The 6,725-nt window shown below is 59.9% G+C and carries 7 protein-coding genes; 4 read left to right on the top strand and 3 right to left on the bottom strand.

The genetic code is table 11. The features are described from left to right. Window positions 1-133: 133 nt before the first annotated feature. Window positions 134-289 carry a hypothetical protein gene (locus NKH83_RS29255; RefSeq protein ID WP_352808486.1) on the bottom strand — a complete coding sequence of 52 codons (156 nt, stop codon included), beginning with the start codon at window positions 287-289 and terminating at the stop codon, window positions 134-136. Window positions 290-608: 319 nt separating this feature from the next. Here NKH83_RS29255 and NKH83_RS29250 point away from each other — a divergent pair, with 319 nt between their 5' ends. From NKH83_RS29250 to NKH83_RS29240, 3 genes are all read left to right on the top strand, one after another. Continuing rightward, window positions 609-1,793: a glycosyltransferase family 9 protein gene (locus tag NKH83_RS29250; protein ID WP_352808485.1), complete on the top strand. Its 1,185-nt coding sequence runs from the start codon at window positions 609-611 to the stop codon at window positions 1,791-1,793. Window positions 1,794-2,331: 538 nt separating this feature from the next. Beyond that, window positions 2,332-2,616, top strand: coding sequence for a type II toxin-antitoxin system TacA family antitoxin (locus NKH83_RS29245; protein WP_352638514.1), 285 nt, complete (start codon window positions 2,332-2,334; stop codon window positions 2,614-2,616). Then, window positions 2,617-3,126 carry a GNAT family N-acetyltransferase gene (locus NKH83_RS29240; protein WP_352453588.1) on the top strand — a complete coding sequence of 170 codons (510 nt, stop codon included), beginning with the start codon at window positions 2,617-2,619 and terminating at the stop codon, window positions 3,124-3,126. 884 nt (window positions 3,127-4,010) lie between these two features. Here NKH83_RS29240 and NKH83_RS29235 read toward each other — a convergent pair. Then, window positions 4,011-4,649 (bottom strand): FMN-binding negative transcriptional regulator, encoded by a 639-nt coding sequence (locus NKH83_RS29235; RefSeq protein WP_352808484.1) that lies wholly within the window; start codon window positions 4,647-4,649, stop codon window positions 4,011-4,013. Between the two features lie 31 nt (window positions 4,650-4,680). Then, complete coding sequence (locus tag NKH83_RS29230) at window positions 4,681-5,343, bottom strand: helix-turn-helix domain-containing protein (protein ID WP_352808483.1); 663 nt, start codon at window positions 5,341-5,343, stop codon at window positions 4,681-4,683. Between the two features lie 92 nt (window positions 5,344-5,435). Here NKH83_RS29230 and NKH83_RS29225 point away from each other — a divergent pair, with 92 nt between their 5' ends. Continuing rightward, window positions 5,436-6,581, top strand: coding sequence for a trans-sulfuration enzyme family protein (locus NKH83_RS29225; RefSeq protein WP_352757220.1), 1,146 nt, complete (start codon window positions 5,436-5,438; stop codon window positions 6,579-6,581). Window positions 6,582-6,725: the final 144 nt, after the last annotated feature.

Below are 6,725 nucleotides of genomic sequence, written 5' to 3'. Positions count from 1 at the left end.
GTTCTGTTTCTTTTGTTTATTTTCCTTTGGTCGGCGGTTTCCCCTGCTGGTTAATTAGTGGTGTTCCCGCCGCCCGCGGGCCCCCTCCCCGGGGGGGGGGGCTCGACTTCATCACAGGGTTGATTCGTCCACTTCATGTTGGACGACCCGGACGCGCAGAAAAAAGCGCCTGCGGCGGGTCCTTTGTAACCACCATGATGCGGGACCACAGCGACAGGGCGTGCAGGAGACGGTCAATCCGGCCGGCGATGTCGTCGCCGGCGGCGACGGTCTCATTCAGGATCAGCATCGACCAAAGAGCGAGGCCACTGCCGTTATGCTCGAGATCTGGGGACGGCGGCTTGGCGAACGCCGTCTACTCGGCGTTTCTCGAACTCACTGCATGCAAGACCGTGACGAAGCCCTTCACATTGCGGGTCGGGACATAGCTGGCTTCTTGGCGCGCTACCACCGCTAGAGATGCAGACTTCGCCCGACAGCTCCTGCTGGAGCGCGGCTTGGATCTGATGGCAGAATTCTTGCGGAGACGCGGACAAGTGGGGAGCACTCCAACCCTACACACGCGTCACTGGGCTATCAGTGTTGACCGTATAATCTTCGGAATGGCAATGGCATATTTTACAAAGCACGACCGCAATCAAATTATATACCGCAGCTGGGAAGAGCCGGAACAGTCAAGCGCAAGGATGAGAATTTTGGTCCTCAAGCTTGATCATGTCGGCGACTTTTGGATGTCTCTAGGGCCCCTAAAGGACCTTCGTCAGCGTTTTGCGCATGCCCACATTACGCTGGTGGTGGGAAGCTGGAACATCGCTACTGCAAAACAGTTCGACCTCGCCGACGATCACATTGCTTTTGACTTTTTTCCTCGCAACCCAAAAGTCAAAACGCGCAAAGCAGCCGCCGACATAAGGCCGCTGCTGACCGGCGAGTTTGATCTTGCCATTGATATGCGTGTTCCGGAAGAAACAAGGCCCATCTTGCTTGAAGTCCCCGCCAGGCACCGTGCGGCGATAGTTGATCCGTACAGCATGCATCAGATCGATATTGCGATAGCGCCATTCAATCTGAAACTACGCAGAACCATTTTCTACAAGCTGGTCCAAAAAATAGGGCTTGCTAACAAAATCCCCCGTAGATGGCTTGATTGGTTCATTGACCGTAAGCAGGTGCGTCTCCAGCATGTGTCAGAAATCCTCCTCTTTCTGGTCGCAAAGGCAGCTGCCTATTTCGAAAGCGGAGCGGGTCACCCACAGAATTCGACTACAGGCAATGCCCCGATTGTCGTGGCTCCGTTCTCCAATTCCAGCCTGCGAGATTGGCCGATTGAAAGTTTTGGCAAAGTTGTCGCTGCTCTTGCGACCCGTGGTGAGGTGGTCCTCGTTGGCCGTGGCGAATGCCTGGAAGCGCTTGAGGAGGTTGCGAAGACAGCTAGGGAACGTGGAGCCGCGAACATTCGGACGGCTGTCGACTTGTCAGAATTGGAATTCAATTGTCTCGTGAATTCGGCCGCGCTCGTCGTTTCGAACAATTCAGGCACCGGCCATGTCGCTGCCCAGCTTGGCCGCCCTACTATCGGCATTTTCACGGCGTCACATCTACCGGAGATTTGGGGGTTTCGAGGTCCCTTGGTCAGCATGCTTATGAGTGTTATTGAATGTCGCGGATGTGGTCTGGACCAAGTGCGGCATTGTCCGGTCAAAGTCCGATGCAAGTTCGACATCACGCCGGATCTCGTGATTGCCGAGGTAAACGCCTTGATGAATCATTGTAAGGGTACGGCACAAGCTTAGTGGCTCGCGGTCACCACAACCGCGATTGCCCAGCCCTTGTCGCTGATTCAATCGCTACAATCATCTAAAGGCCGAAATTCAGAATCGAATCGACTTGTTCGAAGGACCGCAGTGGCGATGTCACATTGGCCGACAGGTGGCATAGAGCGGCGCCTGAGAATGAAAGTGCCGCCGCCCAGCCTTCATAGCCGTTCCTCCTTTGTGGCGTGACGGCCCGAAAGTCGCCATCGCGTCAGATGTTCATCAGGTTCGGGATAGCCGGGGCTCGTCCGGCGACAGTCATGGCAGCGACTTCGCTTCTGGACCCGCTCATCGGGCCGCCAAAAACAAATGCGCTTCCTAAGCCGTAATTGATCCGCCGGAGCTGACCAAAGCCACCTTGCTCTGGGTTGCGGCAATGGCGACTGGGGCGAGAAGCCGAGAAGAACCGATGCGGCGAGAAATCCTGAGACCATCCGCCACGAGACGTCGTCAGGGAACGTAGTATTGCGTTCCGCGTTACACTAACGTATATAGGTCCGCAGCACAGGAGCGCGCCATGGCCACCACACCCACCAGGAAGGAAGCACCCGTCTCGATGCGGTTTCGCGACGATGATCTCACCATCATCGACCGCGGCGCGGAGCTGCTCGGCCTGTCGCGCACGGAGTTCATGCGGCGCGCCGCGCTGCACGAGGCGCAGGCGGCCATCCTCAACGAAACCGTCATCCGCGTGTCCCCGGAAGCCTATGCCGCCTTCATGCAGGCGATCTCAGCCCCGGCCGCTGCGCCCCCGGCGAAGGCGGCCGAGCGGCTGCGTCGGTCCCCGCCCTGGGACCGCTAGGTGGCGCTTTCAGGCATCGAACTCCTCGACCACGCACACCGCCTCGACAGCTTCGATTGCGGCAAGCCGGCGCTCAATGCTTGGCTGGCCGGCTTCGCGCGAACGAACCAGGCCCGCGGGTTTACCCGCGTCCTGGTCGTTCACGACGAGGGAACAGTCGTCGGGTATTACGGCCTCGCGCCGGGCGTGATCCAGCCAAATAGCGCACCGCGCGCCATCCGCACCGGACGCCCGCCCGATCCGATCCCCTGCCTGCTGATCGGACAACTCGCCGTCGACCACCGCTATGCCGGACAAGGCGTCGGTAGCGGCTTGGTCAAGGACGCGCTGTATCGCTGCGTCGCCGGCGCCGATATCGTCGGCGGCCGCGCGGTGGTGGTGCGGGCGATCGACGCCGAGGCAGAGCGCTACTGGCAGAGCTGGGGCTTCATTCCCGCGCGGGACAATCCGTCGGTGCTCATGCGCTCGATCCAGGACGTGAGCCTCTGGCTGGCCGACAAAGGCCACTAGCTCCGCGCGCGTAGCGCCTCCGGAAGCGGCAGGTCTGCGCGCCGGCCTGCCGCCGACCGGGCTCTAGTTGCGGCGTCTGTCGCTCCCCGAGCCGGCTTCGCCGTTTTGGGATGATAGTCTGGGACGGCGCATCACCCGGCACGGCCGTCAACGTGCTTCGGCTCGCCATGGCGAACAAGCCGAGGTCATCTACGATCTGGCCAGGGGCAGCATGGCGACTACGCACCCAATCGTAGACTGGTGCGCCATTGCTCCGCGATGCCGGTCCAGACATTCGGCGCGCCAAGCCGAAGCCCGCATGACGCCAGGCGAGCGCCTGGCGTTGCCGGGATGATGTACGCGCGGTCCCGGCGGGTCCAACGCGATAGGCTTGATCCGGCCCCGCGCCCCCAACTCCACTTGTATGAACGGCCGGGGCCGGCCCTTTTCGAAACCGGCTCACCGCCGCGTGGCGTTGTGCAGGATGATTGTCTTGACCCGTCTCGCATCTGAAGCGGGTGCAAGCCTGCCGCACATGCCGCTGCTTGGTCATCCAACCTAGCTGCGAGGCATCGCTACCGTGGGGCGTGGCGTTCGCTGCCAGTCGGCTCCGATCTCCAAACCGCTGTGCCGCCATACCGAACACGCAAGGCGGTTTAACCGCCAGGCTGCTGTTCAAGGCATTAACGACGCAGGCGGCATGACCGGAGAGGCTGCGGGTAAGCAGCTTCCATCGATCCGGCGGCATTGCGGATGTGGCTGGCGATGGCGGCCTGAGTTCTTGTCCATCTGCCGCATAGCGGGTGGTCAGATGCTGGTCGCGTTTCCGGCGAGCCGAAGCATTTGTCTCTCAAGGTCACCCGTTGGAAATCCAGCACCAGCGGCTTGTCGGGACAAGATAGTTGCTATTGGGATTTGGCCGCCGCAGCCGCGAGCATCGCTTCTCCCATCCCATTGACGCCTCGGGCATTCAGCATTTCACCAGCGTTCTGAATGTCGCGCACCTCTTTGTTCTGGCTGAGTTTTGATTTACCAACCAGGCTGGTGATCTCGATTTCCAGGGCGACGATCGCCTTAACCATCGTGTCAATGAAGTCCTTCGGCGCGTCGCCCATCTTCCACGGGGCAGGCTGCGAGGCTTCATGCATGTGAGTGAGCTTCGCCACGTTACGGCGCACATAGCGCTCATCATCCCGGACAGTGATGCGTCCGTGGGCGTGGACGACGAGATAGTTCCACGTCGGCACCTGCTTATGGAATTCATGCTTGCTTGGATACCAGTTCGGCGAGATGTAAGCGTCGGCCGCACGGAAGATAACGAGGACTTCATCGCCATTGGCAACTTCCTCCCAGACTCGATTTTTGCGTGCAACATGGCAATTGAGGACGCCTTTGTCTCCCTTCGAGCGGTCAAGCTCGAAGGGAATGTGGTTCGCGTCGAGTGTGCCTTTGCTGTGGGTGACCAAGATACCGAGCGGATGTCTCTCGATTAGGTCAAGCAGGGTGTTGTGATCGGGGACGGCAAAATGGGGCGGAACGTACAACGGTGGATCTCCTGTCGCGAATGGGCGGTCGTTATCGAGCGGCGGTGTCTTGCGGAACGGGCCCGGGCATCTTCGTTGCCGGCGAAGAGGGCCCCGGATCTCGCTGTCCACCACGCTCAAGAACTGCCATCGAGAAGTGGGCAGGCAGATCAGATGCCGCCGCGTATGAGTGCGGTTGGTCAGTGACAAGCCGCACACTCTCGCCTTGGCTCAAAATTACTGCGTGGGTACCTACCACGACACTTAGGGACCCCTGAGTCACCGAGATCAGCTCGCGCGTATCCGGACTATGAGCATCTGCGGAAAACACGTCGCCCGGCATAATGGCCCAGCTCCACAGTTCGAACATCGTTCGTCCCGAGATCGATGAATGAAGTTGTGCAAAGCTCCCTTTAGCGCTTGTCCAAAGCGTCCTCGTCTCTGTCCGCTCAATAGGAAGGCGAACTGTGGAAGGATGGTCATTCAACAAATCGGCCACCGAAAGCGAAAACGCCGCCGCCAGTCGGCAAAGTATGCCGATGCTGGGGTTCGCCTTGCCTTGCTCCAGCGTGACGACGGTTCCCTTGGATAAGCCGCTCAGTTCTGCCAGTCGATCCAGGGTCAGGTTTTGGTCGCGCCTCAATTGTCGGATCCGAACCGCTATCGCTTGGCCAAGCACCCGCTCGGGGTCCAACGCTGTCGTAACATCGGTCATTATATTGACTTACTGCCTCGGCTCACTTATTACGGTCAATATAATGACCGGCCTGAAATTGTGCAACTGCCCCGTTAGCGAGGAAATGACCGATGCGTTTTGAAACGAAGGCGATCCATTGCGGCCGAGCTGTCGACGCTTCCACGGGGGCGGTGTCCCTGCCGCTGCACACCAGCACGACGTTCCAACGTAGCGTCGACGGCTCGTTTCCTTCCGGATTCGAATACACCCGGGATGGAAATCCGACACGCAACGCGTTCGAGATGGCCATGGCCGCGCTCGAGGGCGGAGAAGATGGCATTGCCTTCGCGTCGGGCATGGCTGCAATCGCTGCAGTCTTTGAGAGCCATCCGTCGACGGGTCGGATCGTTCTGCCGGATGACATGTATTTCGGCATTCGTTCGCTGATTGACGAGACCGACATTGGGTCTCGCTTCGACTTTGCGGCCGTCGACATGCGCGATCTGGATGCCGTGCGCGCCGCGGTCACGTCGAAGCGGACTGGCCTCGTCTGGGTCGAGACGCCGTCAAACCCGATGATCCGCGTTGTCGACATTTCGGCCATCTGCAAAATCGCGCACGAGGCTGGCGCCTTGGCCGTAGTGGACAACACGTGGGCAACTCCAGTGCTTCAACGGCCCCTCGAAGTTGGGGCGGACGCGGTCATGCACTCGGCGACAAAGTACATCGGCGGCCACTCGGACTTGATGGCGGGCGTCGTCATTGTCCCGCACTCGTCACCCCTCGGTCGCCCACTGCGGATGGTCCAGAGACACAAGGGCAGCGTCGCAGCGCCATTCGACTGTTGGCTGGCATTGCGGGGCCTGCAGACATTGTCGGTACGCATGCGCGCGCATTGCGAAGGCGCCCAGAAGGTTGCTGAGGCTTTGGCGTCTCATCCGCGTGTCGAAAAAGTACTTTTTCCTGGCCTGCAAACTGATCCGGGACACGATCTCGCTAAGCGGCAAATGAGCCATTACGGAGCGATGCTATCCTTTATCGTCAAAGGCGGAGCCGATGCTGCGATGGCCGTGGCCGGCCGCCTCGAGGTTGTTGCCCGGGCGACAAGCCTTGGCGGGACCCACTCTCTGATTGAGCATCGCGCATCCGTCGAGGGTGCCAAGTCCAAGGCGCCAGGCGGATTACTGCGAATGTCAGTGGGACTTGAGCATCCTCAGGACATTATCGATGATCTGATGCAGGCCCTAGGCGGAACCTTCAAAGCGGCAGCCGAATGACCCGGGTGCAAGAACTCTGGTAGCGCTTTACGTGGCGGCTGGCGCAGCAATGCGGCCGGCTACGGTTGGGCGCCTAGATCAGGCAAAGCATCTTCGACGATGCTTAGATTTCGATCGAAAATCTCGGTGTCGGATGCGTTGGCG

The sequence above is a fragment of the Mesorhizobium sp. M0909 genome (genome assembly GCF_040319515.1).
In the GTDB taxonomy this organism is placed as follows: Bacteria; Pseudomonadota; Alphaproteobacteria; order Rhizobiales; family Rhizobiaceae; genus Mesorhizobium.
The sequence above is the reverse complement of the archived record's forward strand: the minus strand, read 5'-3'. Positions and strand labels throughout refer to the sequence as shown.